This is a genomic window from Intestinibacillus massiliensis (assembly GCF_900155735.1).
Lineage (GTDB): Bacteria > Bacillota > Clostridia > Oscillospirales > Butyricicoccaceae > Intestinibacillus > Intestinibacillus massiliensis.
Window position 1 is genome coordinate 187,980 of sequence record NZ_LT707060.1, and the last position, 24,391, is coordinate 212,370.

At 59.3% G+C, this 24,391-nt stretch carries 28 protein-coding genes and 2 pseudogenes; 19 read left to right on the plus strand and 11 right to left on the minus strand.

Annotated features, from left to right (window positions below; translation table 11 throughout):
• The first annotated feature begins 48 nt into the window (after window positions 1–48).
• Genes CZ203_RS12310 through CZ203_RS12325 form a run of 4 tightly spaced genes read left to right on the plus strand, consistent with a single transcriptional unit; the run spans window position 49 to window position 4,170 of the window.
• Window positions 49–1,542: a sugar ABC transporter ATP-binding protein gene (locus CZ203_RS12310; protein WP_087066409.1), complete on the plus strand. Its 1,494-nt coding sequence runs from the start codon at window positions 49–51 to the stop codon at window positions 1,540–1,542.
• The gene (locus CZ203_RS12315; protein WP_087066410.1) at window positions 1,542–2,537 is read left to right on the plus strand and encodes an ABC transporter permease; all 996 of its coding nucleotides are present in this window, start codon (window positions 1,542–1,544) and stop codon (window positions 2,535–2,537) included. The genes CZ203_RS12310 and CZ203_RS12315 overlap by 1 nt, the downstream gene beginning before the upstream one ends.
• Before the next feature lie 49 nt (window positions 2,538–2,586).
• Window positions 2,587–3,315, plus strand: coding sequence for an SDR family NAD(P)-dependent oxidoreductase (locus tag CZ203_RS12320; RefSeq protein WP_087066411.1), 729 nt, complete (start codon window positions 2,587–2,589; stop codon window positions 3,313–3,315).
• Window positions 3,316–3,348: 33 nt separating this feature from the next.
• A complete protein-coding gene (locus tag CZ203_RS12325) occupies window positions 3,349–4,170 on the plus strand; it encodes an SDR family NAD(P)-dependent oxidoreductase (RefSeq protein WP_087066412.1) in 822 nt (273 codons plus the stop codon).
• Between the two features lie 49 nt (window positions 4,171–4,219).
• On the opposite strand, the gene CZ203_RS12330 is transcribed toward CZ203_RS12325, so the two are convergent.
• From CZ203_RS12330 to CZ203_RS15185, 3 genes and pseudogenes are all read right to left on the minus strand, one after another.
• The gene (locus tag CZ203_RS12330) at window positions 4,220–5,647 is read right to left on the minus strand and encodes an ATP-binding cassette domain-containing protein (RefSeq protein ID WP_087066413.1); all 1,428 of its coding nucleotides are present in this window, start codon (window positions 5,645–5,647) and stop codon (window positions 4,220–4,222) included.
• Window positions 5,644–7,692, minus strand: a complete 2,049-nt coding sequence (locus tag CZ203_RS12335; RefSeq protein ID WP_087066414.1) for a response regulator — start codon at window positions 7,690–7,692, stop codon at window positions 5,644–5,646. The genes CZ203_RS12330 and CZ203_RS12335 overlap by 4 nt, the downstream gene beginning before the upstream one ends.
• A gap of 118 nt (window positions 7,693–7,810) precedes the next feature.
• Window positions 7,811–8,272, minus strand: a pseudogene (locus CZ203_RS15185) (recombinase family protein); the annotation flags it as partial.
• Window positions 8,273–8,629: 357 nt separating this feature from the next.
• On the opposite strand from CZ203_RS15185, the gene CZ203_RS12345 reads away from it, so the two are divergent.
• Window positions 8,630–9,472, plus strand: coding sequence for an RNA polymerase sigma factor (locus CZ203_RS12345; RefSeq protein WP_087066416.1), 843 nt, complete (start codon window positions 8,630–8,632; stop codon window positions 9,470–9,472).
• A gap of 1 nt (window position 9,473) precedes the next feature.
• Window positions 9,474–10,154, plus strand: coding sequence for a DUF2461 domain-containing protein (locus CZ203_RS12350; RefSeq protein WP_087066417.1), 681 nt, complete (start codon window positions 9,474–9,476; stop codon window positions 10,152–10,154).
• A gap of 60 nt (window positions 10,155–10,214) precedes the next feature.
• Here CZ203_RS12350 and CZ203_RS12355 read toward each other — a convergent pair whose 3' ends face one another.
• Together CZ203_RS12355 and CZ203_RS12360 are read right to left on the minus strand one after the other, a co-directional pair.
• A complete protein-coding gene (locus CZ203_RS12355; RefSeq protein WP_235847529.1) occupies window positions 10,215–10,628 on the minus strand; it encodes a (deoxy)nucleoside triphosphate pyrophosphohydrolase in 414 nt (137 codons plus the stop codon).
• Between the two features lie 2 nt (window positions 10,629–10,630).
• A complete protein-coding gene (locus CZ203_RS12360; protein ID WP_087066418.1) occupies window positions 10,631–11,482 on the minus strand; it encodes a helix-turn-helix domain-containing protein in 852 nt (283 codons plus the stop codon).
• Between the two features lie 245 nt (window positions 11,483–11,727).
• Here CZ203_RS12360 and CZ203_RS12365 point away from each other — a divergent pair, with 245 nt between their 5' ends.
• The 3 genes from CZ203_RS12365 (at window position 11,728) to CZ203_RS12375 (ending at window position 14,850) form a co-directional block, all read left to right on the plus strand.
• Entirely contained in the window at window positions 11,728–12,654 is a 927-nt protein-coding gene (locus CZ203_RS12365) for a sugar phosphate isomerase/epimerase family protein (RefSeq protein ID WP_087066419.1), read from the plus strand.
• 33 nt (window positions 12,655–12,687) lie between these two features.
• Window positions 12,688–13,851: a Gfo/Idh/MocA family protein gene (locus CZ203_RS12370; RefSeq protein ID WP_087066420.1), complete on the plus strand. Its 1,164-nt coding sequence runs from the start codon at window positions 12,688–12,690 to the stop codon at window positions 13,849–13,851.
• 78 nt (window positions 13,852–13,929) lie between these two features.
• Entirely contained in the window at window positions 13,930–14,850 is a 921-nt protein-coding gene (locus CZ203_RS12375) for a sugar phosphate isomerase/epimerase family protein (RefSeq protein ID WP_087066329.1), read from the plus strand.
• An 87-nt stretch (window positions 14,851–14,937) separates the two neighbouring features.
• Here the strand turns inward: CZ203_RS12375 and CZ203_RS12380 are convergent.
• From CZ203_RS12380 to CZ203_RS12395, 6 genes and pseudogenes are all read right to left on the minus strand, one after another.
• Window positions 14,938–15,294: pseudogene (locus tag CZ203_RS12380) on the minus strand (manganese catalase family protein); the annotation flags it as partial.
• A 12-nt stretch (window positions 15,295–15,306) separates the two neighbouring features.
• The gene (locus CZ203_RS12385; RefSeq protein WP_087066422.1) at window positions 15,307–16,869 is read right to left on the minus strand and encodes a recombinase family protein; all 1,563 of its coding nucleotides are present in this window, start codon (window positions 16,867–16,869) and stop codon (window positions 15,307–15,309) included.
• A gap of 120 nt (window positions 16,870–16,989) precedes the next feature.
• Window positions 16,990–17,388 carry a hypothetical protein gene (locus CZ203_RS14285; protein ID WP_143436212.1) on the minus strand — a complete coding sequence of 133 codons (399 nt, stop codon included), beginning with the start codon at window positions 17,386–17,388 and terminating at the stop codon, window positions 16,990–16,992.
• Between the two features lie 206 nt (window positions 17,389–17,594).
• A complete protein-coding gene (locus CZ203_RS12390; protein ID WP_087066423.1) occupies window positions 17,595–17,897 on the minus strand; it encodes a hypothetical protein in 303 nt (100 codons plus the stop codon).
• 2 nt (window positions 17,898–17,899) lie between these two features.
• Entirely contained in the window at window positions 17,900–18,076 is a 177-nt protein-coding gene (locus CZ203_RS14795) for a hypothetical protein (RefSeq protein WP_159456516.1), read from the minus strand.
• A gap of 235 nt (window positions 18,077–18,311) precedes the next feature.
• A complete protein-coding gene (locus CZ203_RS12395; RefSeq protein WP_087066424.1) occupies window positions 18,312–18,782 on the minus strand; it encodes a helix-turn-helix domain-containing protein in 471 nt (156 codons plus the stop codon).
• A gap of 145 nt (window positions 18,783–18,927) precedes the next feature.
• Here CZ203_RS12395 and CZ203_RS14800 point away from each other — a divergent pair, with 145 nt between their 5' ends.
• The 10 genes from CZ203_RS14800 (at window position 18,928) to CZ203_RS12440 (ending at window position 24,337) form a co-directional block, all read left to right on the plus strand.
• The gene (locus CZ203_RS14800) at window positions 18,928–19,080 is read left to right on the plus strand and encodes a hypothetical protein (protein ID WP_159456517.1); all 153 of its coding nucleotides are present in this window, start codon (window positions 18,928–18,930) and stop codon (window positions 19,078–19,080) included.
• Between the two features lie 50 nt (window positions 19,081–19,130).
• Window positions 19,131–19,313: a hypothetical protein gene (locus CZ203_RS12400; RefSeq protein WP_087066425.1), complete on the plus strand. Its 183-nt coding sequence runs from the start codon at window positions 19,131–19,133 to the stop codon at window positions 19,311–19,313.
• Between the two features lie 40 nt (window positions 19,314–19,353).
• Window positions 19,354–19,566, plus strand: a complete 213-nt coding sequence (locus CZ203_RS12405; protein ID WP_087066426.1) for a hypothetical protein — start codon at window positions 19,354–19,356, stop codon at window positions 19,564–19,566.
• Complete coding sequence (locus CZ203_RS12410; protein ID WP_087066427.1) at window positions 19,563–19,745, plus strand: hypothetical protein; 183 nt, start codon at window positions 19,563–19,565, stop codon at window positions 19,743–19,745. The genes CZ203_RS12405 and CZ203_RS12410 overlap by 4 nt, the downstream gene beginning before the upstream one ends.
• A 266-nt stretch (window positions 19,746–20,011) precedes the next feature.
• On the plus strand, window positions 20,012–20,194 hold the full coding sequence (locus tag CZ203_RS14290; RefSeq protein WP_143436213.1) for a hypothetical protein: 183 nt from the start codon (window positions 20,012–20,014) through the stop codon (window positions 20,192–20,194).
• 112 nt (window positions 20,195–20,306) lie between these two features.
• Window positions 20,307–20,741, plus strand: coding sequence for a hypothetical protein (locus tag CZ203_RS12420; protein ID WP_143436214.1), 435 nt, complete (start codon window positions 20,307–20,309; stop codon window positions 20,739–20,741).
• Complete coding sequence (locus CZ203_RS12425) at window positions 20,738–21,076, plus strand: hypothetical protein (RefSeq protein ID WP_087066430.1); 339 nt, start codon at window positions 20,738–20,740, stop codon at window positions 21,074–21,076. The genes CZ203_RS12420 and CZ203_RS12425 overlap by 4 nt, the downstream gene beginning before the upstream one ends.
• An 8-nt stretch (window positions 21,077–21,084) precedes the next feature.
• Window positions 21,085–23,013, plus strand: a complete 1,929-nt coding sequence (locus tag CZ203_RS15395; protein WP_328588174.1) for a DNA cytosine methyltransferase — start codon at window positions 21,085–21,087, stop codon at window positions 23,011–23,013.
• Between the two features lie 20 nt (window positions 23,014–23,033).
• Window positions 23,034–23,402: a hypothetical protein gene (locus CZ203_RS12435; RefSeq protein WP_143436216.1), complete on the plus strand. Its 369-nt coding sequence runs from the start codon at window positions 23,034–23,036 to the stop codon at window positions 23,400–23,402.
• Window positions 23,403–23,632: 230 nt separating this feature from the next.
• Window positions 23,633–24,337 carry a hypothetical protein gene (locus CZ203_RS12440; protein ID WP_087066432.1) on the plus strand — a complete coding sequence of 235 codons (705 nt, stop codon included), beginning with the start codon at window positions 23,633–23,635 and terminating at the stop codon, window positions 24,335–24,337.
• Window positions 24,338–24,391: the final 54 nt, after the last annotated feature.

The following is a 24,391-nucleotide window of genomic DNA, read 5'->3' on the forward strand; positions in this document are numbered from 1 at the left end:
CAGTGCCCGCGCGCCCGCAAACCGTCCGGGAGACGCGGATGGTGGTGAATGGCATTGAAAACGGCAATCCTGCGGATGCAGGGCATCAGCAAAAGCTTCCCGGGCGTCAAGGCGCTCAAGAATGTCACCTTTGAGGTGGAAAAGGGCACGGTCCACGCCCTGATCGGCGAAAACGGCGCGGGCAAGTCCACCCTGATGAAGATCCTGAACGGGGTTTACCAGGCCGACGAGGGGGATATCTACCTGGACGGCGCGCGCGTGACCATCCCGAATACCCGCGCGGCGATGAACCTCGGCCTTTCGATGATCTATCAGGAACTGAACGAAGTCCCTGAAATGACGATTGCGGAAAACATTTTCCTCGGGCGCGAGCCTAAGACCAAGCTGGGCACGGTGGATTTCAAGAAGCTGTACGACGACGCAAGGCAGCTATTTGCAAGCTTCCAGTTCCCCTATGACGTGTATGACAAGATGAAGGCGCTCTCGGTCGCCAATATGCAGATGATCGAGATCATCAAGGCGATGTCCCGCAACGCCAAGCTGATTGTCATGGACGAGCCGACCTCCTCGATCACCGATAAGGAAGTCGGCATCCTGTTCGACTTTATCCGCCGTTTGAAACAGGACGGCGTTACAATTATCTATATTTCCCACCGGCTCGAGGAGCTGGCGCAGATCGCGGACCGCGTGACGGTGCTGCGCGACGGCGAGACGATCGACACCCGGCCGATGGCCGAGCTCAGCAAGGACGAGATTGTCCGCATGATGGTCGGCCGCGAGATGACCGAGTACTTCCCCAAGGTTGAGGTGCCGATCGGCGAGGAAGTGCTGCGCGTGCGCGGCCTGCGCTGCGAAGGCGTGTTCCATGACGTGTCGTTCTCCGTCCACGCGGGCGAGATACTGGGGATTGCCGGCCTGATCGGCGCGGGGCGTACGGAAACGCTGGGCGCGGTGTTCGGGCTGCACCCATACGACGCGGGCGAGATCGTGCTGGACGGGAAGCGCATCCGCATCCGGGGCACGCGCGACGCGGTCGACCACGGCATCGTCATGGTGCCGGAAAACCGCAAGGCGCAGGGCGCGGTGCTCATCCGCTCGGTCGGGGAAAATATCACACTCCCGCACCTGCGGCGTTACCGCCATTACTGCCTGCGCACGAAGGCCGAGCGGGGCGACGTCCAGCGGCAGATCGAGCGCTTCCGCATCAAGGTGCCGGATATGGACTGCCGGGTCGATTCCCTGAGCGGCGGCAACCAGCAGAAGGTCATCCTGGGCAAATGGCTGCTGGTCACGCCGCGCGTGCTGATCCTGGACGAGCCGACCCGCGGCATCGACGTGGGCGCGAAGCACGAAATATACAAGTACATGTGCGAGCTGGCCGCGGAGGGCATCGCGACCATTATGATCTCCTCCGAGCTGCCCGAGGTGCTCGGCATGTCCGACCGCATCCTCGTGATGGCGAACGGCCGTATCACCGGCGAGCTTAGCCGGGCGGAGGCGGACTCTGAGAAGATATTACGTTATGCAATGGAGGGGACATGATGAATAAGAAGATAAGCCCCATGCAAATCCTGAAACGCTACGGCATTATTTTGCTGCTCATCCTGCTTGTGGTGATCTGTTCCATCCTGAGCAGCAATTTCCTGACGCCGACCAATATTTTTAACATCCTCAAGCAGATTTCGGTCGTACTGATTATCGCCTACGGCGAGTGCCTGCTGATCATCGCCGGCCAGACCGACCTCAGCCCCGGCTCGGTGCTGTGCGTCTCGGGCGTGCTGTCGGCCATGGCGTTTGTCGGCACGGGTTCGCTGGTGCTGGCGATCGTGGTCGCCATCCTGGTCGGCGCGCTGGCGGGCGTGTGCAACGGCTTCTTTGTCACCCGGTACGCGCTGCCTCCCTTCATCGTCACGCTGGGCATGCAGATCACCGCGCGCGGCATCGCGCTGTTCGTATCGCACGGCGCGCCGGTCGTGATCGGGCAGGAATCGTTCAAAATCCTGGGGCAGGGCAGCCTGTTCGGCGTGCCGAACGTGGTCATCCTTGCGGCGGTGCTGTTCGTCGTGGCGTGGTTCGTGCTCAACCGCACCTCCTACGGGCGCTATATCTACGCGGTGGGCGGCAACGAGGAGGCCGCCAAGGCCTCGGGCGTGGGGATTAATAAGGTCAAAGTCATCGCGTTCACGATTTGCGGCGCGCTGTCCGGCGTGGCGGGCTTCGCGCTCATGAGCCGCATGAACGTCGGCCAGCCGAACGCGGGCGTCAACTATGAATTCGACGCGATCATCGGCGTCATCCTGGGCGGCGCGAGCTTCAGCGGCGGCATCGGCACTATGTTCGGCGCGGTGGTCGGCTGCATGATCATCGGCGTGCTGAACAACGTGCTGAACCTGCTGAACGTTTCGCCCTATATCCAGCAGATCGTCAAGGGCCTGCTGATCCTGATCGCGGTCGTCGCGGACGCCAAGAGCAAGGGACAGGGCGGCAAATCCATCCTGATGTCGAAATTCCAGAAGAAAAAGCAGGAGCAGGCATAAGCCGTCTGCCCCAAAAATCCATACGGCTTAGAAAGGGGGAAGGGGACGGATGCTGCTCCAAGGCAAAACCGCGCTGGTAACCGGCGCGGGCGGCGGGATCGGCCGCGTGATCGCACGCACGCTGTGCGGCGAGGGCGCGCGGGTGGTCTGCTGCGACCGGGACGGCGAAGCGGCGGCACAGGCGGCGCAGGGGCTGCCCGCCACTGCCGAAGCCCTCGACATTTCGGACGAAGGGCAGGTGCGCGCGCTCTTTACGCGGCTCGGCAGATTGGATATCCTGGTCAATTGCGCCGGGGTGCTCACGCGCCAGCCCTTCCTGGACACGACGCTGGAAAACTGGGAACGCACCTTTGCCGTCAATGCGCGCGGCACCTTCCTGATGACGCGCGAGGGCGGCCGCCTGATGGCGGCGGCAGGCGGCGGGGCGATCGTCAATATTTCGTCCGGGTCGGGCAAGAAGCCCTGCCGGGGGGAAGCGGCGTACGGCGCGTCCAAACTCGCGGTGATCGGGATCACGCAGGTTGCCGCGCTCGAGCTTGGCTCGTCCGGCGTGCGGTGCAATGCGGTCTGCCCCGGCTCGGTGCAGTGCGGCATGGCGGCGCGCGATTTCCTGAATACGCCCGAAGGGATCGAGGCGTACAGGGCGTCCACGGCGCTGCGGCGGATCGGGCAGCCTGAGGACGTGGCGGACGCGGCGGTTTACCTCGCATCCGACAAGGCGCGGCATGTGACGGGCGCGGTGCTCGTGGTTTCTGGAGGAGAATATTACTCATTGTAATAAACAAAAGATATATTGCACTAGGAGGCGCTTATGGTACCGTTATTGACCCTGGAGACACGCAAAAGCGTGCTGGATCAGTTTTCCTTCAAAGGCCGCACCGTACTGGTGACGGGCGCGGCCGGGCAGATCGGGCTGATGTCCGCGGCGGGTTTTGCCGAACTTGGCGCAAACGTGGTGCTGAGCGACATCGGCGGCATGCGGGACAAGGTCGAGGGCTATGCCGGCCAGCTCACGCAGGCCTACGGCAACCGCTGTATCGCGCTGACGGCGGACGTGACCGACCCGGATTCGGTCGCGGCGCTCATGGAGGGCACCGTGCAAGCGTTCGGCACGCTGCACGCCGTGCACAGCAACGCGGGATTGTCCTTCCCGGACGACGACGGCGACATGCCGGCCGAGACCTGGGAGAAGACCATGGCGATCAACGCCAAGGGGATGCTGCTCGTCAACCAGGCGGCCTCCCGCGTGATGCGGGAACACGGCCACGGCGGCGCGATCGTCAACACCGCCTCGATGTCCGCGCACATCATCAACCGCCGCCGCGACCGCGAGCGCTATGAGGTCGCGTACCCGGCCAGCAAGGCCGCGGTGATGCACCTGACCAAAGCGCTGGCAGCGGACTATTTGCAATTCGGCATCCGGGTCAACAGCATCAGCCCAGGCTATGTCTACTCGACGACGCACGAGCGGTCGGCGCAGGACAAGCTGGACTGGTACATGGACTGCACCCCGATGAAGCGGTTTGCCACCGCGGAGGAGATGACCGGCGCGGTGCTGTTCCTCGCGAGCGACCTGGCGAGCTATGCCACCGGCATCGACCTGCGGATCGACGGCGGCTACACCATGTGGTAAAAAGGGTATAAAAAACCGCGGCCCCGGCAAGGGGCTGCGGTTTTTTGCGTCATTGGGGCAGGGGGATGACCTCGTCGCAGACGGCCGCCACGTCGCCGGCGTTCCTCGAAACCACGAGCACGGCGCTGCCCTGCCGTCCCAGCGCCTGGAGTTTGTCGCACACGTATTTGCGGAGCATTTCGTCCGTGCGGGCAAAGGGGTTCATCAGGATGACCAGCTTGGGGCGCAGCATAGAGAGGCGGAAGAACAGGACGCACCAGCGCGTGCGCTCAGGCAGCGTGCCGATACACGCGCCGCGCGGGAAGGGGATGCCCTCCTGCCGGGCGTATTCCTCAAATTCGTCCTCCATGCAGCGGCGCAGCCTGCGTCCGACGTATCCCGCGCGCGGGCGCAGCTTTTTGAGGGCGGGCAGCAGCAGGTTGTCCCCAACCGTCATATTGGGGCACAGGCCGCTGTCCTGCGGGTTTTCCGGCAGGTACATGACGCCCGCGCGCAGCGCCTGGCCGACCGTGCGGCAGCGGTAGGGCGCGCCGTCCAGCAGGATGGCGCCGCCGGTGCGTTTGCCGGGCGCTGTGCCGCACAGGATCTGCAAGATATCCCCGGAGACGCGGCCTTCCTCGTCCGACAGGCCACAGATCTGCCCAGCGCGCACGGACAGGTCGAGCGGGCGGGCGCAATGCGCGGTGGTCAGCCCTGCGAGCCGCAGGATTTCCCGGCCGGAGGGGCGGGTGAGGTTCTGGACGGCGGCGGGCTGGCTGCCCAGCAGGATATGCGTCAGCTTCTCGTAGGAACCGTCGCCGGGATACAGCACGCCGACCGTTGCGCCGCCGCGCAGCACCGTGACCCGGTCGGTATGCGGCAGCAACCCGCTCACGGTGTAGGTGGTCAGGAGGAAGGAAAGCCCGCAGCGGGTGAGGCGGCGCAGCACCCCAAGCAGCGCGCCGGCCTCGCGCGGGGCGTATTCCTGGGCGATGTTGTCCAGCACGACGATGCGGCCGTCCTCATACACGGCCTTGGCGAGCAGAACAAGATGCTGCTCAAAGGGCGTGAGCGCGCCGCCGGGCGTGTCGGGCGCCAGGCCGTCCAGGCCGACCAGCTCGAGGTAGTGGCGGCACATGGCGTTGATCTGGCGGTAGGAGATGACGAGCGGCCGCTGCCTGCGGTGCGTCGTGACCACGAGGTTTTCCGCGACGGTCAGCCCGGCGTTGAGGCGCATCCCGGCGTGCAGCTCGTACAGGCCCGCGCGGTTGGCCGCCGCCTCGCCCGCAAACGCGGTGCGCCGCCCGCACAAAAAGACCGTGCCGCCCTGCACGGGCAGGCGCCCCATCAGCACGTCCACCAGTTCGCGCACGCCGGAGGGGCGCAGGCCGGCCAGCCCCAGCAGTTCGCCCTCGTAAAGCGTCAGGTTGCCCGCGCGCAGCGGGTGCACCCCGGCGGCCGTGCGCACATTGTCCATGCGCAGGATTTCACGTTTCAAGGCGCATCCCCCTTCCGCTGCGGACGCGGGATGCTGACCTCCACGTCCGTGCCCACGTCCGGCGTGCTGTAGACCTTAAGCCCGTACGTCTCCCCGAAGCACAGCTTGAGGCGGCGGTTGACGTTCGCAAGCGCGATGCCGATGCCCGAGGCGCTGTCCTTCGCCGGGGCGGGGGCGTTCGCATGCAGCATGAGCAGGGCGTTGAGGCGCATCAGCTTGTCCTCCGCGATGCCGACGCCGTCGTCGCTGATGGTGATGAGGATCCGGTTTTCGGTCTCCTCCACGCGGATGGTGATGGTGCCGCGGCCGATTTTGGTCTCCAGGCCGTGATAGACCGCGTTTTCGACGACCGGCTGCAGCGTCATGCGCGGCAACTCGGCCAGCAGCAGGGCGTCGTCCTCGTCCGCGAGGATGCGCAGGCAGAATTTGTTGTTAAAACGGTACTGCTGCACCACCATGTAATTGCGCAGGTTGCGCAGTTCGTCTTCCAGCGTGGCCATATCCCCGCGGCGGCTGATGCTATAGCGGAACAGGGAGGCCAGCGCTTCGGCCATGTTGGCGATATCCGGCACGTCCTCCAGGATGGCCTTGCCGCGGATGGCCTCCAGCGTGTTATAGAGGAAATGCGGGTTGATCTGGCTTTGGAGGCTGCTCAGTTCGGACTGCTTTTCCAGGATCAGCGCGGAGTATTCCTGCTTGATCGCGTCGCGGATCAGGTCGAACAGCTCGCCGACCTGCTGGTAAAGCTCCGTATCGCCCATCAGGTGGTAGAGCGCGTCGCGGTAATTGCCGCCGCTGGCCTTGATTTGCGCAACCGTGCGGTACAGCCGGAGCTGCGGCAGGAAGACCCGGGTGTAAAACAGCAGCGCGCCGCAGGCAAAGCAGGCGGCCAGCGCGGGCGGCGCCCACCGGGGNTCGCAGTTGCGGTACAGGTTGAGCACGGTAAACAGCTCGTCCATGATCAGGCGGTAGCTCTGTGCGAGCGCGGGGCGGTCGTCCGGCTGGAAATTGAACACGCAGTACAGGAAGCCGTCCGCGATGCAGGTGACCACCGCGAAATCCTGCGCCTTTTGCACGGCGGCTGCGGCGCGGGACAGGATGACCTCCAGCTCGCGGCGCGGCGCGTGATACTGCGCGTTGCCGTCCGGCCGCACGGCGATTACCTGGAACAGCCCGGGCACGAACGCGCAGTGGCAGCTTTCGTTAAATTCCGCAAGGCCGGCGGGCAGCCGGCGCCCGCCGATCAGGTCGAGCAGGTAATTTTCACGCAGCTTGTCCAGGCTGGTGCGCAGCAGCGCGTCGCGCTGCTCGTTGCGGTCGAGCAGGGAGCGCTTGCCGCAAATTTTGCCGAGCACCTCGTTCAGCTCCTCCTGGTTGATCGGCTTGACGAGGTAATCCTCCACGCCGTACTTGATGGCGCTGAAAGCGTATTCAAACTGGGTGTGCCCGCTGATGATGATAAAGTTTGCGTCGATCTGCGCCTCACGGGTGCGCCGCACAAGCTCCAGGCCGTCCAGGCCGGGCATGCGGATATCGGTGATCACGATATCCGGGCGCTCCTCCCGGATGCGCTCCCAAGCGGAAAAGCCGTCTTCCGCGGTGCCAAGCAGCCGGAGCGAAAGCGCATCCCAGCGGATCAGCTTTTGCAGCAGCTGGCATACAAAGGGTTCGTCGTCTACAATCAGTACACGGTACATGGGAAATCCTCCTGCGGCGGCACGCGGCACGCCGCCTGTGCAAAGCGTGCGGGACCTGCCCGATAAATTGGCAACATTTAAATATATTATACAGCAGCCCGGCGGCGCTTGCCAGGGGGGGACGGCAGAATCGGCCAATGTAAAATTTACCAAGCCCCGCGGCGGGGGGAGGGGGGCGGAGACGGTCCGCCCTCCTCCTTGGGACAGGTTACCCGCGCGGCTGGATCGGGGGCAGGGGACGGTTGTTCTGCGGGGGGCGCACGTCGAACTCGGGGTTGAAGGCGTAGTAGTTCTTCGCATCCAGGTTCTCCTGCACGACACGCAGCGCGTCGCAGAAGCGGCGGGCATAAACAGTTAAAACCGCCAGAGGATCTCGACCGTGCCGTCGCCCACGCGGACGGACGCGGCGAGCGCGTCCAGGATGCGCTGCCGGCCGCCCGTGGNCGACTTGCGCCCCGGCAAGGCGGAAGCCGTAGGGCGCGCGCCCGCCCATGAAGAAGCCGCGCCGGCTGCGGTCGGCATAGGCGTCGAGCACGCGCCGCTGGATGGTCTCGCGCTCGAGCTGGGCAAAGACGATACAGATGTTAAGCATTGCGCGCCCCATCGGGGCGGAGGTGTCGAAGTGCTCGGTTGAGGACAGGAATTCGACCTGGTTTTCGCCGAACACCTCCATCATCTGCGCGAAATCCAGGATGGAGCGGCTGATGCGGTCGAGGCGGTATACGATGACCTTGCGCACCAGCCCGGCGCGCACGTCCTGCATCAGGCGCTGGAAGGCCGGGCGGTTGGTGTCCTTGCCGCTGAAGCCGCGATCGACATATTCGCGGCATTCGTTTTGCCCGGCCTCGAAGCGGCAGCGCGCAAGCTGCCCCTCGATAGACAGGCTTTCGTCGCGGTCGACCGACTGGCGGGCGTAAAGCGCATCCAATGGCAGCCGCCCCCTTTATAATCCGGGTCGGAGGATCGCGGCGAGCGCCAGCCGCGCTTCTTCCAGGCGGCGGGCGCGCTCCTCCGGCGGGAGGGCGGGGCTGCGGGCGGCCACCGTCCATCCGGCGACCGCGCGACGTTTTGCGGGCTTTGACATGGGCTTGCACCACCTTTTCAGGATATGGGGGCGGGAACCCCCTCCCTGATACCTATGCGGCGGATGGGCGTGGCATTTCCCGGCGGGCGGGATTCCCGGTTGCTTTCCGGCGGGGGATATGGTACGGTTAAAAAAATTATGCGGCGCACCTGTCACAGCGGCCGGGTTTGCGTGTCTAATAAAATAGGAGGTGTAAAAAATATGGATCATGAAAGGGAGCAAATCGCGCGGGCGGTGTCCGGGGACCGGGACGCGCTCGAAGCCGTCCTGCACAGCGTGCAGGACATGGTGTTCAACCTGTCGCTGCGCATGCTGGGCACGGTGCCGGACGCAGAGGACGCCACGCAGGAAATCCTGCTGAAGACGATGACGCGGCTGTCGTCCTTCCGCCAGGACAGCAGCCTGTCGACCTGGGTGTTCCGCATCGCGGCCAACCATTTGCAGGCCTACCGCAAGCACATGTTCGCCAACGCGCCCCTCAGCCTTGAGATTTACGGTGAGGATATCCTTTCCGGCAGGGAAAAGGACGTGCCCGACATGGGCGGCGGCGTGGACGGCGCGCTGCTCGAGCGGGAGCTTAAGCTTTCCTGCTCAAACGTCATGCTGCAATGCCTGGACGCGGAAAGCCGCTGCATCTTTATATTGGGCACGATGTTCCGGCTGGACAGCCGCATCGCTGCGGAGGTGCTCGGGCTTACGCCGGAGGCCTACCGGCAGCGCCTGTCCCGCATCCGCCGGAAGATGGCGGATTTCCTGTCCGCCTATTGCGGGCTGAGCGGCACGGGCTGCTGCGAATGCGCGCGCAGGGTCAATTACGCGGTGGCGACGCACCGGCTCGACCCCAAACGGCTGGACTTCCAGCGCCTGGATACGTGCAAATACGAAGAGATCGTCCGCTGTACCGACGCGATGGAGCGGATCGACGACGCTTCCCAGGTGTTTGCGGCGATGCCGGCCTACCGCGCGCCGCAAGCGACGGCGGACTGGGTGCGCCGGTGCATCGGCGGGGCGGCATTCTCCGCCGTGATGGAAGGGGGCTGTTAGGATGGAAAAGGCATTGCAATTCCTATCCGGGCTGTCGCAGAACAACGACCGCGCGTGGTTCCACGCACACAAGGCACAATACCAGGAAGCAACCGCCGCGTTTGAGGCGCTGGTCGGCCGCCTGATGGACGCGCTGCGCCGCGTGGACGGCAACATCCCGCAGGCGCTGCCGCGGGAGCTGACCTTTAAGCTGATGCGGGACACCCGGTTCAGCCACGACAAATCGCCCTACCACCCGGCGTTCCGCGCGCACATCGGCCCGTCGGGCAAGCTGCCCATCCCGGTGGGGTATTACATCATGGTCAGCCCGGGCGGGCGCTCCTTCATGGGCGGCGGGCTGTTCGCCGATATGTTCAAGGACGCGACCGCGCGCATCCGGGACGCCATTGCGGCGCAGGGGGATGCGTGGGCGCGCATCGTGTCGGATCCCGCGTTCCAGGCGTATTTCACCACCGTGCGGGGCACGGCGCTTAAAAATGTGCCGCGCGGCTACGACCCCGCCCACCCGCAGGCGGAATATTTCAAATACAAAAGCTTTTACGTGGAATACCCGCTGGCCGACGCGCAGGTGCTGGACGACGGCTTTGTGGCGTCCGCCGTGCAGGTGTTCCAGGCGATGCAGCCGTTCCACGCGTTTTTAAACCAGGCGCTCGAAGGTTTCGAGATGCCGAAAAGGGCATAAATAAGGCCGCCGCCCGGGGGGTACCTCCCGGACGGCGGCCTATTTTTTTATGATAGGGGGTCACCCGGGCAGCCCGCGCAGGCGCGCCAGGATACCGGCGTCCGCTGGGCAGAACGCGTACCCGGGGATTTCCGCGGGCGTGATCCAGCGCAGGTCCGCGTGCTCGAGCATTTGGGGCGTGCCTTCTGTGATGGTGGCGCAGAACAGCGTCAGGTGCACCGTGATATCCGGGTAAACATGCGTGGTTTCAAAGAAAACGTCGCCGGGGCGGACGGTGACGGCGAGTTCTTCCCGGCACTCGCGGATAAGCGCCTGCCGGTGCGTCTCGCCAGGCTCGACCTTGCCGCCCGCAAATTCCCACAGCAGGCCGCGCGCCTTATGCGCCGGGCGGCGGCAAATCAGGAACCGCCTCCGATCCCAGATCAGCGCGGCGACCACCTCAACCGGCTTGCGCGTGTTGGTATCCATCAGCATGGTCACTGTCCTTTCTTGCCCTGGAGGGACTCCAGGTATTGTTTGCGGTACCGGATGGGGGGCAGGCCGACCGTCTTGGTGAAGATCGCGTTAAAATGGTTCATGCTGCTGTAGCCCACCAGCGCGGCGATCTGGGTCGCGCTGTAGCCGGTCGAGATCAGCAGGTTCTGCGCCTCGCCGATGCGGCACCGGATCATGTACTGGATGGGGGAAAAGCCCGTGATGTTCTTAAACACGTGCGCCGCGTAGTAGGGCGAAATATTGAGCGCCCGGCCAAGCCCTTCCAGCGTGAGCGGGTCGGTGAAATGGGTCGCGATGTGCTGGCGGATGCGGTTGGCCAGCACGACGTCCGTGTTTTGCTCCTGGCTGCGGTGGTCGGAGGGGAAAGTCAGCGCAAGCAGCAGCAGCCCAGGGAAGAGCTGGGACAGGATGGCGCGCGCCTGTTGCGTGTCCAACTCCATCTGCTCGTAGATCAGCTTGCACAGGGCGTAGATTTCGCTGTAATGCGTGCCGACCGGGCGGACAAAGCCCTCCTGCGCATCCGCCATCTGCCCGTCGGCATAGCCGGACAGCGCAAGCCCCGCGATCCCGAAACAAAAGGTGCCGATCTCGTGCGCGGTGGCGGAGGCGACCTCGTGCAGGCCGCCCTGGTTATAGAGCAGCAGGTCGCCGGGACGGATTTCGTAGCTATAGCCGTCGACGATATAAGTGCCCTCGCCCTGATAAACGAACAGCAGCTCGGACACATCCTCGTGCCGGTGGATCGGGCGCTGCACCTTGGGGTTCACGATGGCCTGGCGCGTCGCGTAAAGCAACCGGGGCGGGGCCAGGCTACGGAAAGAATATTCTGACATAGGCGCTCCTTTCTCATACCCCTATTATGACGCATTTTCCGGCAAATCGCAAGAAACCGTAAAGTTTAAAAATGCACGCTCATTTTTGTGCACTATTTTCCGGGTTTTCACACCACAAAGCGCAATAATCGGAAAACAGGGGCGCACCCGGCGGGCTATAATCTAATCATCAAATGACGAAGCGGCAACCATGCGGCCCGGCAACGGAGAACCCGCCCGGCTTATATGCGAAAAGGAGAGGAACCATGTCTATTCAAATTTGCGGCGCGCCCTGCTGCTGGGGCGTAGACGACGTAAAAAACCCGTATTTACCGCCCTGGACGCGCGTACTGGAGGAAGCGGGCAAGGCCGGCTACAGCGCGATGGAGCTTGGCCCCTATGGCTTCTTGCCAATTGACGTGGCGGCGGTTTCCACGGAACTGGAGAAAAACGGCCTGTCCATTGTCGCGGGCACGATTTTCGACGACCTGCTCGACGAGGGGAATTATGAAAACCTGCTCAAGCAGACCGACGACATCTGCTCCCTGATCACAAAGCTCCCCCCGCTCAAGGTGCACGACGGCCAGCATTTCCCCACGCCGTACATGACCATCATGGACTGGGGGCATGACGAGCGCGACTATGCCGCCGGGCACCCCGACCGCGCGCCGCGCCTGTCGCCCGCACAGTGGGAAACCATGATGCGTCATATCCGCGGCGTGTGCGAGCGCGCCAACAGCTACGGCGTGCGCCCGGTCATCCATCCGCACGCGGGCGGCTACATTGAGTTTGCCGACGAGATCGAAGCGCTGGTGCGCGATATCCCGTACGAGCTTGCCGGCCTGTGCCTGGACACCGGCCACCTGTATTATTCCGGCATGGATCCGGTGCAGTGGCTCAAAAAGTACGCCAGCCGCCTGGATTACGTCCATTTCAAGGATGTGGACGAAAAGGTCTACCGCGAGGTGCTGGGCGAGCACATCCGCTTCTTCGAAGGCTGCGGCAAAGGATCGATGTGCCCCATCGGCACGGGTACGCTCGACTATCCCGCCATCAAGCAGGCGCTCGAGGACATCGGCTACGCCGGCTATATCACGATTGAGCAGGAGCGCGACCCGCGCAACGCGGACACCAGCCTGCGCGACGTCAAGGCGAGCGTCGACTACCTCAAATCGGTCGGTTACGAAATTTAAACGGAAATATTTACAGATAAAGGAGAACATATTATGTATTACGGTGAAAAAAGAGTAGAAAACCCGATCCGCTGGGCGATGGTCGGCGGCGGCAAGGGCAGCCAGATCGGCTATATCCACCGCTCCGCGGCGCTGCGCGACTTCAACTTTGAACTGGTTGCCGGCGCATTTGATATCGACCCGGAGCGCGGCCGCGCGTTTGGCGCCAGCCTGCACGTCGCGCCGGAGCGCTGCTACCCGGACTACAAGTCCATGTTTGAAGCCGAGGCGAAGCGCCCGGACGGCATCCAGGCCGTTTCGATCGCGACCCCGAACTTCACGCACTTTGAAATCGCCAAGGCAGCGCTGGAAGCCGGCCTGCACGTATACCTGGAGAAGCCGATGTGCTTCACGACCACCCAGGCCGAGGAGCTGGAGGCGCTTGTCAAAAAGTCCGGCAAAATCATGTTCGTTTCCTACGGCTATGCAGGCCACCAGATGATCGAGCAGGCGCGCAAGATGATCGAGGATGGCAAGCTCGGCCCGATCCGCATCGTCAACATGCAGTTTGCGCACGGCTACCACAACGTTGCGGTGGAGAAGACCGCGGCCTCCACGGCGTGGCGCGTCGACCCGAAGAAGTCCGGCCCGTCCTATGTGCTGGGCGACGTCGGCACCCATCCGCTGTACCTGTCCGAGGCCATGATCCCGAACATGAAGATCAAACGCCTGATGTGCTCCAAGCAGGCCTTCGTTGAGAGCCGCAAGCCGCTCGAGGACAACGCCATGACCATCATGGAATATGATAACGGCGCAATCGGCTACCTGTGGTCGTCCTGCGTCAACGCGGGCGCGATGTTCGGCCATAAGATCCGTGTCGTCGGCGAGCTGGCCTCTGTCGAATGGAACGCGGAGTTCCCGAACCAGCTCCTTTATGAGGTACAGGGCGAGCCGCAGCATGTGCTGCACCGCGACATGGGCTACCTCTATCCGGAAGCCGTAGAGGACGACCGCATCGGTTCCGGCCATCCGGAAGGCCTGTTCGAGGCATGGTCCAACCTGTACAGCCGCTTTGCCGTCGCAATTGAAAAGTGCGACAAGGGCGAAGAGATCGACTTCTGGTATCCGGGCGTACACGCCGGCGTGCTGGGCGTCAAGTGGGTTGACAAGTGCGTCGAGTCTGCGGACAACGGCGCAAGCTGGGTCGATTACGAATAATTAAGATAAAGCGGGCGGCCGGGCGTACCTATGGGTGCGCCGCGGCTGCGTCCGCAGTTATTGAAAGGGGCATTCAGGATGAAAGTAGCATTTGACGTAGACGTACTTGCGAAACAGATGAGCATCAACGACATGGTGCACCAGGTAGCCGACTGGGGCTACAAGTACATCGAGCAGTCGCCGCACCCGCGGATCAACCCGTTCTATAAGCACCCGCTGTTCTCTGAAGAGTGCGAGGCGGAGTACCGGAAGGCGCTGCGCGAGACCGGTGTGGAGATTTCTTCGTTTATCGTGGTATACCGCTGGAGCGGGCCGACGGAGGAGCAGCGCCAGTTTGCGGTCGCGAACTGGAAGAAGATCATCGAGATCGCGGTAAAGATGGGCGTACCGGTCATCAATACGGAGCTATCGGGCGACCCGAACCAGCAGGAGATCTGCAACGGGATGTGGTTCAAGTCGATGGAGGAGCTGCTGCCGATCATCGAGCGCGAGGGCCTGCGTGTGGAGATCCAGTCCCACCCGTACGACTTCTGCGAGCTGAACAACGAGACGGTCGACATGGTCAAGTCGTTCCGCTCGAAGAACCTGGGCTATGTATATTCTTCGCCGCACGGCTTCTTCTACGACCAGGGCAAGGGCGACGTACGCTCGATGCTGCGCTACTGCGGCGACGAGCTGACGCACGTGCTGTTTGCGGACACCTTCAACCAGACGCTGGACTGCCGTTATATCGCAAACCCGCCCTGGCTGAACGGGCGCGGCAAGGCGGACGTCACGATCCATCAGCACCTGATGATGGGCGAGGGCGACGTGGACTTCCCGGGCATCTATGAGACCCTGCGCGAGATGGACTTCGCGCACAAGCAGGAGAAGGCGGACGCCCCGAAGGTTGGCGGCGACAACATCGCCTGCGTCTCCATGTTCGGCTTCCCGGAGAAGATGAACGAGCAGGCGCCGGCCGCGCGCGAGCAGATCGAGCGCGAGCTTCTCGGTAAGTAAAATCCTCACTTTCCTACTTTTTTATAACTTCTCAGCGGAAGGCCCAGGGGCGGGGACGCCCTTGGGCCTTTTTATGTACGGCGGTGTTTATGTTGCATGGCGCGGTTCGCCGAAGCGCTGGAAATGCACGACTTCGCGTGCCCGCAGGAACTTGATCGGATCGCGCACGTCCGGGTCATCGATCAGGCGCAGCAGGTTATCGTAGGTCGTGCGAGCCTTCTGCTCCGCAGCGAGATCCTCGAACAGGTCCGTGATCGCGTCGCCCTTGGACTGGAAGGTCATGGCGCTCCACGGCGTGCCGGAAGCGAACTGCGGATAAATGCCGGTCGTGTGGTCGACGTAGTAGGCATCGTAGCCGCCGGCCTTGATCTCCTCAGGCGTCAGGTTGCGCGTGAGCTGGTAAACGATTGCGGCAATCATTTCCAGATGAGCCAGTTCGTCAGAACATGAATGTTATCAGTGATTGCAAGAAAGAGAAAAACGGGGGAAAATCGTTAGTTCCATGTCGTTTTCGGTACTCCAACGGTTGTTTGTAGTCTTCATATAGATCACCTTTTCTAAGACGGAGGTTAGAAGCCGGTTTTTTTCTTCATCGGTTTCGGCATAGCCGTATACGTCAAGGACATGCTGCACTTTTGGGATAAGCTGCTTTTTTGTTTCGCGTTCATTCTCAAGGGCGGATACCTGATTTTCAAGATCAGATATAGACGCCTCCAAATTATTACGCTGGGCGGTAAGCTGCTGCTGACGTTCTAAAAATACGGCGGTTGTATAAACGCCTTGTTCAACGAGTTCATAGGCGCGTTGCTGCATTTTGAATAGCTCGTTTTGCTTCTCATATAGGCTGTGCAGGCTTTGCTTTAAGCCCTCAAGCTCCGCGTTTAAGCGCCGGTCGGGGTCAATGCTCGTTTCGGTTTTGTAGTCTTCTAGCCATTTGCGCAGAGATTCAAGCACGGCCTGTTCCACAATGCGCAGATCAGAAGACACGTTCGCGCAACCGGCTTGCGTACAAATCAAGGTGGCTTGCCGGCCTGAATTATACGGACGGCGTTGAAGCTTTCGGCCACACATGCCGCAGACGATCAGGCCAGACAGGGGATTTTGCATAATCTTCTTTTTTGGAACCGGGCGGCGGGGATGTAACATAAAAAGCTGCTGAACCCGGTCAAATGTTTCCTCATCAACAAGCGGTTCATGCAACCCTTTTACTTTCTCATAATTTTTTGACCAAGGGCGGCTTGTAGTGATTTCCCCGTTTTTCATCTGTTTTACATGGGCGCGCCGTCCCCAGATGAGATACCCACAATAAACGGGGTTCTGTAAGATGCGTTGAACGGTTGATATTGTCCATTCGTTCCCTTTGAAGGTTGGGACGTGTTGCTGGTTTAAGCGCGTGGCAATTTTAGCAACGCCTAAATGGTTTTCCGTATCGGCATACCACGCGAATATTTGCCGGACGACCGGCGCTTGCTCGGGATGGGGGGTTAAAATAAATCCCTTTTCCTTTGGAAGCTTTTCGCGCAAATAGCCATAGGGCGGGATATTTCCGGGGTATTTTCCCTCACGGATAGACGATATGCGCCCGGCCTGCAAACGCCGGTTGATCGTTTTATATTCCCGGCGGGACATGAACAAACCAAATTCAAAGTATTCCTGGTCATATTCGTTTGTGGGGTCATAGGTTTTCATGGGGGTTACTATCAGGGTATTGGAATAGAAAAACGTTTTTTGTACGCGGCCTTGATCGCTGGTATCGCCGCGCGCAAGGCGTTCCACTTCCACCACAAGCACGCCGTCCCAAAGACCGGCCTCTACCTCACTTAGAAGCTGCTGCATGACGGGGCGGGCGGAAATGGTCTCACCGGAAACCAGCTCGCGGTATATATCCGTTAGGGGGAGCTTTTGCCGCTGGGCAAGGTCTATTAGTATTTTTTCATGCCGGGCGAAGGTATCGCCCTCCCCGCGCTGCTCGGCTTCCTGGTCGGCGCGGGATTTTCGCAAATAAGCGACGTAAGGCATACGAACACCTTTCCTTTCATTTAAATTTATGCTATTATGAAAGGGCATAGACACCCTTTAAATTGCCTGTTTACGGGGTTATGCACTGGCCGCCCGGGGGTAGGATACCGGGCGGTTTTATTATGCGCCAGTAGAAAAGTTCAGTAAAAATATAACTGCAATTGAGGGCACAAGGAACGCAAGGAAGCGTAGAATTTTATAATCTGGGAATAAACGTCGATTTCCCAGCAGACTGAACACTAAGAGACATATAAAGCCAGATAACAAAGAAAGAATGACGCATGTTACGATGTTTTTTAAATCCAAAGTAAACATGCCTGTTTTTGCCATGAAAAAGCCTATTATTAATGCGCCGCATGAGGCAGAAAGCAACTTAATTGTGTTTGTATGACTTTCTTCTTCACTATGGCTTTCTACATATTCCTTAAATTCTGTTAACAATTCATCCTTTTCGGATGCGCTTAAAGAAGAATCGTTTTTTATAGAATCGTACACGTAGTTTAAAATATGCTTTGCCATTGTAAAACCTCCCATAATATGATAAAATATTACAAAAGGCGTTGCGGACAGCGCTTTTTTGCTCATAGCCCGCCCCGGTTGTAGCACACCGGGGCGGTTTTATTATGCGCCAGTTGAAAAGTTCAGTAAAAATATAACTGCAATTGAGGGCACAAGGAAGCGTAGAATTTTATAAGTTGTAATGCGGCGGGGGGTTGACCTGGGTGTTATCCATCTTCCCGTACCCCGTCAATACGAGCACCTAAATCACAATATCCCTGCCCGTCTGCTCTGACTTCACGGCATCCAGATTCGTGGTTACACCAGCGCTTTCTGTGCTTTTGGTCATAAATTTGATGTTTACATTCATGACACCGCACCACAAGCACGGCGTCGACAGCAGGAGCATCGTGGATGTGTTCAAGTATGCAGTCTTTTACTCCCTGCGGAAAGATGTTGCGGCCTGCCATTGTGATTTTCATGCTTGCTATTTCTTCCGCAAGCGTCTCCCGGCTGATAAGATCATCCATCATCATCCCTCCCCCAGTTCCTGGCCGTTCTTAATTTCCCGCCGTCTGAGGGTAATCCGGTTCCACATCCACCTGTAAAGGTCGTTTTCGATTTCTTTATCCAGCGTGTCGTCATACTCAAGGACGCTCGTCTCGTGTCCCCACTTGGTATCAAGTTCAAATCCAATTCTTCTTGCCATGCTCTGCTCCTTTCCAGATTGCCAAAGCTACCTCTGCCTCGGCGCGGGTGCGAAAGACGGTTTTTCCGAAAACGTGCACTTAGTCTAAAAGATGCTTTCCCATTGTAAGACCCTCCATAATATGATAAAATATAACAAAAGGCGTTGCGTCCAGCGCTTTTTCGCTTATAGCCCGCCCCGGTGGTAGCACACCGGGGTGGGCTTCTTTTTTTGCCTGAAAGTCAGCGCGCAGAAGTTATGCGCCGCTTTGCTCGGCGGAGGGAGAGGACATTGTCCCTTTTTGCTCGGCTTCCAGTTCCAGGCGATAAGACTGCAATTCATATTCGATTTCATCCTCGTTTGACTGTTCAGGCGCAAGGCAACCGGCCAATTTCAGCAATTCGGTTTTCATAACCTGACGGTGCGCCGCCGGCATGGACAGATAGAATTCCATGATCTTTTTATCAAGCGCATCCAAACCGTATTCCCGCACCAGTTCATCCAGTAAGGTAGCATCAGACTGGATAAACATTTCTCCTTCACCGGTACGGAGCCATTGTTCGTTTACGTTGAATTCTCGGCAAACGTCTGAAATGGTTCTATCCGTTATATTGCGTGTGCCTTTTTCCATATTCGTAATGGCACCGCCGGATAAATTAATCTTTTCGCCAAAAGCACGTGTAGTTAAAGATAATTTTGCGCGCAACGTGGCAAGTCGTTCGTTCACTTTGTTCACCTCCTATATCTGCATCATAGCACATCTTGGTTTCATTGTAAACAAGAAGTTGCGAAAAAGGCTTGACATTGATTTCAAAGAATGATATATTGATTTCACAGAAAACAACAAGAAAGCAGGAAGGAGGACGAGGAAAATGACGGAAGCCATGGAGAAACGGCGGGACGGGCAAGAACTGGCGGTAATCCTGCGGGCATTGCCTGAAGACGTGCGCGAAAGGTTCTATTACATGCTGATGGGCGCGTCGGTGCTCAACGAGGGAACGAAGCAGCCCACCAAAGCAAGCTAGAAATGGGACAGCCCGTGCACTGCATAGGATATTGCAAGGAGGTGCGGAAGATGGTTGTTGCAGAGTACATATTACCGAACGCAAAGGTGCGGATTGTAGACGACGCATACAGGGATGCGCCGCCGGAAGAAATTGCCCGGCGGCAGGAATTTTTTGACCAGACGGTGAGGTGCATTCTGACAAACGCGGAACTTAGATTGCGCAAGGCTGAGATTGAGAAAAGAACAGGATAAACAACGGGGCGGGACGCCCCACGGGAAAGGATGGACAAGCATGATGAAAAGGATTAAGCACAAGCGGCTGGTGATGGTGGTTGCCGGGAGCGTGTTCCTGTGCTGCTGCGTGCTGCTGTTCGCAGTCGCCGTTTTAGCGCTGACGCGAGTATGCGAGCCGACGCCCTGCATGGCCGCGACCTGCGCGCTCGGCATGTGCGGCATCGTGGCAGGCATGACCATACAGGGCGTTCTTGAGGAGATGCAGCTATGAAACCGAAAGAACGCATGCTCGCGGAGAGCATCCGCACGCACAACATTATGCAGGCGGAACGGATGATAAAAGCCCGGAGAAAAGCCGCCGGGGCGCGCGGCCGCAAAAAGGCCGAGCCGGTCACCTTGCAGCGGCTTACGGCGGCATGGATACGGAGGCAGGCGCGGAAAAATGTGTAATGCATGGCAAGGGAAGCTGATTAAACCGGTATCACAGTTGACAAGCCACCCGCCGGTATGGATTGACCGCGCCCGAGTGCGTTTTTACAAGACGCTCGAAGGGGACGGCTATTACATCGTTGAGGGCAGCCGCAGGGGGGCAGACCAATGGTACCCGCTGGCGGAGGCGACGCAAGACCCGGACAAGGCCTGGGAGGCAAAAGAGCGCATCGAGCGCGCGCTATGGAAAGACCGGATGGATTTTAATAGTAACAGGGGTAAGGAACATGGGAAAAGCGGGCAAGGAATGCATGGCGGGGGTTGATATGCTGGCGCTGGACGCCTACATAGCACACAAGCTGGGCATAAGCTACGGCGCCTTCCAGGCGTTGCCCGCAAAGCAGCGCAGGCAATTGGAAGACGATCACCTTAAAGCATTCAAGAAACGGGCGCGGCAATATGGCAAATAAAAAGGCCGTTAAAAAGCTGCAACTTTTTAACGGCCACGCCATGCCGGAGCATAGGCAAAATAGGTTCATAACCAGTATACCGCCAAAGGTGGGAAAAGGCAAGGGTGGAGCTGTGAGAGATACGATTTGCTGGGGCTGCGAAAACGCCGTGCCGGATTTGGAAGGGACGCGCGGTTGCTCATGGAGCCGGGAGCAGAAGCCCGTGGAGGGCTGGACGGCGGAGCAGGACGGGGGCTATACCGTGAAGGAGTGCCCCTTGTACAAAGGGGCGGGGAAGCCGAAAAAAACGGAGGGCTTCCGCTCTGTCAAAATGAGCGATTGGCACAGGTTCGGGGCGGCAACGCGCCGGCTGCGCCGCGCCCTATATGGCGAAAAGGAGAAGGACATGAAAATTACCATGGTCTGTGCGGCATGCTGGCCGCGTTTCCAGGGCGGGTTCCCCAAAGCGCGAAAGCTGGTGGACAAGCCCTTGCAAGCCTGCAAATGCGAGGTTTGCGGCAAAAAACGGCTGTGCTATTCCGTAGGAAGGGAGAAAACAGAAAAATGAACAAGCTGATATATTTACCCGAGGAGCCGGACGAAATAGAGGAACTCGCAAAGGCCGTCCATAACGCCTGGATGGCGCAAAAGGCAAAGGACGGGGTCACAAACCACCCGGACATGTTGCCCTATGAACAGCTTGCCGAGCCGGTCAAGGAATACGCCCGGGCGACGGTGCGGGCGGTGCTGCGCGAACTCTCGTCCCGATGCGTGCGTTGCGGGGACTGCGGCGCACTCCATAACGAGAGCGTGGACGGCATTGGCGCGTGCGGGGCATTGCGGCGCGCGACCTTTTGCGATGCGGACGCGAGCGAGTGCAGGTATTTCCGGCGCAAGGGGTGACGCAGGGGATGCGGCACTTGGGGGATATCACAAAGATATCAGGCTACGAAGTACTGCCGGTCGATTGCGTGATCGGCGGAAGCCCGTGCCAAGACCTGTCAGTCGCGGGAAAGCGCGCAGGATTGGCGGGCGAACGTTCCGGCCTTTTTATGGAACAAATACGGATTGTGAAGGAGATACGTGAGAATGACCGAAAATCTGGAAGGACAGGTAACCTTGTCAGACCTCGTTTTCTTGTCTGGGAAAACGTGCCCGGCGCACTCAGCAGCAATAAAGGGGAAGACTTCCGGGCGGTGCTCGAAGAAATCTGCCGCATTGCGGACAAAAGCGCCGTTGTTCCTCGACCTGAGAAATGGCGGGCAATCGGCTGTATCATGGGAAACGGATACAGCGTGGCATGGCGCATACTCGACGCACAGTTTTGGGGAGTCCCCCAGCGTCGCCGTCGTATCGCGCTTGTCGCAGATTTTGGAGGACACGCCGCACCGGAAATATTATTTGAGCGCAAAGGCGTGTGCGGGGATACTCCGGCGGGCGGAGAAACGGGGCAGGGAACTGCCGCCAAGGCTGAAACTGGCGCTGGAACAGCAGATAACTGCCTGACACCGTGGGACGTACAATCCAGACGGATATATACAGAAGTTGGGTTATGGCCTGCGCTATACGCTGGAGAAGGCGGGGGACATGGTTATATAGTGAGGCATCTTGACGGCACTTACAATGCCGGAAACCCAGAAATCGCAAAGCGCTTAAGGGCAAAGGCTAACCTGAATTTCCGGGAGGACAGCGACACGCTGGTGTTGTCCTTTTCCGGCGGGCAAGGCGCGAAAGCAGGCGGGCTTGGCATTGCTGAGGAGTGCGCGCCGAGCCCCAAAGCTGCGGACAGCGGGAGCAACCGGGTGCCGTGCGTCTGTATTCCGATAAACGATAAAGCGACCCGTTGTAACGGTGGCGGCGAAACCCGAACCGGAGACGGAGCGGGGAACGGGCTGGGCGTTGGGCGCGACGGGGACCCAGCACCGACGCTGACGGCTGGAGACAGGCACGGGGTTGCGGTGTTTGACACCCGGGGGAATGGAACCGGTTCGATCGTACCGACATTGACAGGCGATCACCAGCGCGCCATTTCTGACTATACCGCAGTAGAGGTACTGCCATTTGACACAACGCAAATCACCAGTCCGCAAAATGGCAGCAACCCGCATTATGGTGACCCATGCCACCCGCTAGCGGCGGGCGCGCACGCGCCGTCGATTGTGATAGGTCGCCGCAACCATCGCACATCTGACGTATCCGGTACGATGCAAGCCAATGAAACCAGCGGACAGGACTTGGATTACATAAACCATGTGATGCAGGGATGCGCCGTCCGCCGCCTGACGCCGCTTGAATGCGAGCGGCTCCAAGGATACCCGGACGGGTGGACACTGCTGGAACCAATAGAAGATATGCCAGACGGGGCGTACATATTTTGGCGTGAAGTGCTTTTTGAAAAAGCAAAGCGCGAGGAAAAGGCCAGGCTAAATACGCAAGGCGTATGGGAGGTCTGGCGATATGTAACGCCGGAACACAAGTGTTTTGATTCCACGCATACGGTCGACCAGGATGGCGGGTATTGGGAAAATACGCATAAGCCGTACAGACATAAAACGCAGAGACAAATGGTGCGATGGTATAACAAGTCTTTTTGCGAGGACACAGACAGCGCACGGTATAAGGCGCTGGGAAATTCCATCGCCTTACCGCCGTGGAAATGGGTGCTGAAACGCATATCCGCGCTGTACGAACGTGATGCGACGATGGCAAGCCTGTTTGACGGGATCGGCGGTTTCCCGCTGATATGGGAGCAGCTTAACGGGCGTGGTTCGTGCCTGTGGGCGTCAGAAATCGAGGAGTTCCCCATAGCTGTAACAAGGCGGAGGTTTGGGGACGGATGAGGGCAGGGAAGGAGCAAGGCATGACGGAGATTGAGAAAGCAATTACGGCTTTTGAAGCGGTTCAAGAGGATGAAGGAAATCCAATTTTAACATTCGGCACACTAAAGTTCTTCGCTGTTGCAGAACCGGCTTGCAAAGAAGCCCTTGCCGCCCTCCGCGAGAAACAGGAGCGGGACGTAAATCCGCCGCTGACGCTGGAGGAGCTGCGGGGGATGGACGGGGAGCCGGTTTATCTTGTCGGCATGGAGCCGATAGAGTACGGATGGAGAAATCAATATTTGCTGATTGATACGGACGAAGATCTTGCATATAACGGGTCATACCAGTTTGATCTATCGCGGTGCGCTGGGTTTGCTTACCGCCGCCCGCCGGAAGGAGACGATAGGTAATGGCAACTGTGTTGCAGAAGATAGAGCGATCAAGGTTTGGTGCACCGACACCCGAAGAAATTTTACATGATGGAATGGCGAAACGGCACTTCCTAAAGTATTGTGACAGTGGAAAATGTATCCGTGGACGTGAACACGCTCAAAAAGCAAATTGGCACAGCGGGGCTTGTTGCGAATGTGCTTTTAACCCATACAACATGAGACAGCCCGCGCAGGAGGAGGTGTAGACGATGGATAGATTGACAAATGACAACCCACAGGGGAATTTTGAAACAATGCTTAACTATGTGTTTGGAAAAGACGGGTACGCTTATATCCGCAGTGACGGGGAAAGCGACGAGCCGGTCTTGCTGACGGAATGGGCGCGCAAGCAGTGCTTGGAGCGGCACTGTGACGTAGCCCCGGACGGGACACCAGATGACGTTGACCAATCGATATGCGACTGTGCCTTTTATCGTCCAGAATGCCCGATATTCTTGGCCTATACTTTTGCGTGTCAGGCGGTACATATGCGTGATCGCTGCAAAGCCTACGAGGATGCAATCCCGTTTCCCGACCTTCTCCGCGCCGCCGAGCTGGTCAAGGCGGATGACAAGGGGCTGTGCGTGGTGCTGCCGTGCAAGGTGGGTAGCACAGTTTACACCATCTTTGAGAATTACTTTGAGTGTGAAAACTGCGAGCATAAGAATGAAACGCAGTACAACAAAATCGTTGGGCGTATGTGCTGTGCCCTTACAGGTGGCCGTCATTGTCCGTATCAAATCAAGGAACATGTGGTTGAAGGATTTGAGGTTGGTCAAAATGAAGAGACTGGCAAGCTGTTTCTGAGCGCGCCGGGAATGTGGGGATGTGAAGGGCTAGAACCATTCGTTGGTGTTGATGGCCGCTGGTATCCCACCCACGCCGAGGCAGAAGCGGCTTTAGCGGACAAATAATCCCCGGCGCTATCCGGGGAACCAACAAACCATAGAGGCACCGGTATAATGAGC

What these genes read in the sequence shown, in the direction of transcription:
- CZ203_RS14800 (WP_159456517.1), top strand. Translation starts at nt 18,928, where the DNA reads ATGACGGAAGCCATGGAGAAACGGCGGGACGGGCAAGAACTGGCGGTA.
- CZ203_RS12410 (WP_087066427.1), top strand. Translation starts at nt 19,563, where the DNA reads ATGAAACCGAAAGAACGCATGCTCGCGGAGAGCATCCGCACGCACAAC.
- CZ203_RS12405 (WP_087066426.1), top strand. Translation starts at nt 19,354, where the DNA reads ATGATGAAAAGGATTAAGCACAAGCGGCTGGTGATGGTGGTTGCCGGG.
- CZ203_RS12355 (WP_235847529.1), bottom strand. Translation starts at nt 10,628, where the DNA reads ATGCTGATGGATACCAACACGCGCAAGCCGGTTGAGGTGGTCGCCGCG.
- CZ203_RS12365 (WP_087066419.1), top strand. Translation starts at nt 11,728, where the DNA reads ATGTCTATTCAAATTTGCGGCGCGCCCTGCTGCTGGGGCGTAGACGAC.
- CZ203_RS12385 (WP_087066422.1), bottom strand. Translation starts at nt 16,869, where the DNA reads ATGCCTTACGTCGCTTATTTGCGAAAATCCCGCGCCGACCAGGAAGCC.
- CZ203_RS12375 (WP_087066329.1), top strand. Translation starts at nt 13,930, where the DNA reads ATGAAAGTAGCATTTGACGTAGACGTACTTGCGAAACAGATGAGCATC.
- CZ203_RS14285 (WP_143436212.1), bottom strand. Translation starts at nt 17,388, where the DNA reads ATGGCAAAGCATATTTTAAACTACGTGTACGATTCTATAAAAAACGAT.
- CZ203_RS12435 (WP_143436216.1), top strand. Translation starts at nt 23,034, where the DNA reads ATGACGGAGATTGAGAAAGCAATTACGGCTTTTGAAGCGGTTCAAGAG.
- CZ203_RS12315 (WP_087066410.1), top strand. Translation starts at nt 1,542, where the DNA reads ATGAATAAGAAGATAAGCCCCATGCAAATCCTGAAACGCTACGGCATT.
- CZ203_RS12350 (WP_087066417.1), top strand. Translation starts at nt 9,474, where the DNA reads ATGGAAAAGGCATTGCAATTCCTATCCGGGCTGTCGCAGAACAACGAC.
- CZ203_RS12400 (WP_087066425.1), top strand. Translation starts at nt 19,131, where the DNA reads ATGGTTGTTGCAGAGTACATATTACCGAACGCAAAGGTGCGGATTGTA.
- CZ203_RS12390 (WP_087066423.1), bottom strand. Translation starts at nt 17,897, where the DNA reads ATGGATGATCTTATCAGCCGGGAGACGCTTGCGGAAGAAATAGCAAGC.
- CZ203_RS12370 (WP_087066420.1), top strand. Translation starts at nt 12,688, where the DNA reads ATGTATTACGGTGAAAAAAGAGTAGAAAACCCGATCCGCTGGGCGATG.
- CZ203_RS12345 (WP_087066416.1), top strand. Translation starts at nt 8,630, where the DNA reads ATGGATCATGAAAGGGAGCAAATCGCGCGGGCGGTGTCCGGGGACCGG.
- CZ203_RS12320 (WP_087066411.1), top strand. Translation starts at nt 2,587, where the DNA reads ATGCTGCTCCAAGGCAAAACCGCGCTGGTAACCGGCGCGGGCGGCGGG.
- CZ203_RS12325 (WP_087066412.1), top strand. Translation starts at nt 3,349, where the DNA reads ATGGTACCGTTATTGACCCTGGAGACACGCAAAAGCGTGCTGGATCAG.
- CZ203_RS14795 (WP_159456516.1), bottom strand. Translation starts at nt 18,076, where the DNA reads ATGGCAAGAAGAATTGGATTTGAACTTGATACCAAGTGGGGACACGAG.
- CZ203_RS15395 (WP_328588174.1), top strand. Translation starts at nt 21,085, where the DNA reads ATGCGGCACTTGGGGGATATCACAAAGATATCAGGCTACGAAGTACTG.
- CZ203_RS12360 (WP_087066418.1), bottom strand. Translation starts at nt 11,482, where the DNA reads ATGTCAGAATATTCTTTCCGTAGCCTGGCCCCGCCCCGGTTGCTTTAC.
- CZ203_RS12440 (WP_087066432.1), top strand. Translation starts at nt 23,633, where the DNA reads ATGGATAGATTGACAAATGACAACCCACAGGGGAATTTTGAAACAATG.
- CZ203_RS12310 (WP_087066409.1), top strand. Translation starts at nt 49, where the DNA reads ATGGCATTGAAAACGGCAATCCTGCGGATGCAGGGCATCAGCAAAAGC.
- CZ203_RS12425 (WP_087066430.1), top strand. Translation starts at nt 20,738, where the DNA reads ATGAACAAGCTGATATATTTACCCGAGGAGCCGGACGAAATAGAGGAA.
- CZ203_RS14290 (WP_143436213.1), top strand. Translation starts at nt 20,012, where the DNA reads ATGGGAAAAGCGGGCAAGGAATGCATGGCGGGGGTTGATATGCTGGCG.